Genomic DNA, 1,109 nt, shown 5'->3' with positions numbered 1-1,109 from the left:
ATATTTTAATGTTTACTTCCTGCTTTCCTACGGAATGCTACGCAAACCACCGGAACTGTCGGCAGCACTCCGTCCACAGGCATCAACGGTCAAGCCGACCGCATTTCTTAAATTAATACTTGCGTTCAAATCGCGGTCTATAGATATGCCACAATCAGGGCAATCAAAAGTTCTTAGATTTAATGGCATATCTTGTACATGACCACAACTAGAGCAAGTCTTTGACGATGGAAAAAATCTGTCTACTACTACTAATTCACAGCCGTACCATTGACACTTATACTCTAGCTGTCGTCTAAACTCATAAAAGCACTATCTGCTAAATGATTTGGCTAGCTTGTGGTTAGCTAACATTCCACTGACGTTCAAATCTTCAATTACTACACTGCCGTGGTTCAAGGCTTGCGTATGTTGTTAATTTATGAAGTGCATCTTTGCGGATGTTGGCTACTCGTCGAAGCAGCCTAGCTATCTTTAATTGTGCTGCCCGACCGTTAGCTGAACCAATATTTTTATTGCGGTTAAGGTATTGTAGTCTCGAAAGCTTCGCTTCAAATTTACGGTATGACTTTACACTTTCAAAGACTTTCCCATCACTTAAAGTTGCTAATGTTTTTACTCCTAAATCTACACCTACGACATTAGTTGTTTTGGGTGTGGAAGTAGGAGTACATTCAAAAGCTAAACTCAAGTACCAATCACCAGCTTGTCTGCTAATAGTGATTTTTTGAGTAGTGGCTTCAATTGGTTCATAAGTTTTTACCCAGCCAATAAAAGGTAATTTATGACACCAACCATTTAATTCTATTGGTTTTCCACAATTATCTATTGTGTTTGCGTAGCATTCCGTAGGAAATGAATCAGACCTACCTTTCTTCTTAAATCTTGGATATTTACCCAACCCTTGTTTGCGTTTGCGTAGCATCCCGTAGGGAAGCATTCCGCAGGAAAAGAACCTCTTAAATGCTTCACCTAAGTTGATGTTTGCGCAGCATTCCGTAGGAAAAGCATATTGATCAACTCTAGACGACAAGCTTTTCATCCAGGGATAAAGAGGTTTTGTGTGATTAGTAAAAACCTCTCTCAACTTACGTTTGCGCAGCATTCCG

The 1,109-nt window shown here is 39.9% G+C and carries 1 protein-coding gene and 1 pseudogene; both read right to left on the bottom strand.

Features of this window, described 5'->3' with window-relative positions; all coding sequences use genetic code 11:
- Nucleotides 1-27: 27 nt before the first annotated feature.
- A pseudogene (locus F6K18_RS36245) lies at nt 28-249 on the bottom strand (zinc ribbon domain-containing protein); the annotation flags it as partial.
- A 124-nt stretch (nt 250-373) separates the two neighbouring features.
- Nucleotides 374-1,109: transposase (locus F6K18_RS36240; protein WP_287528219.1), on the bottom strand; the 736-nt coding region annotated here is incomplete at its 5' end.

This window comes from Okeania sp. SIO2C2 (assembly GCF_010692625.1).
GTDB lineage: Bacteria > Cyanobacteriota > Cyanobacteriia > Cyanobacteriales > Microcoleaceae > Okeania > Okeania hirsuta.
This window is presented reverse-complemented; position numbering and strand designations above follow the sequence as displayed.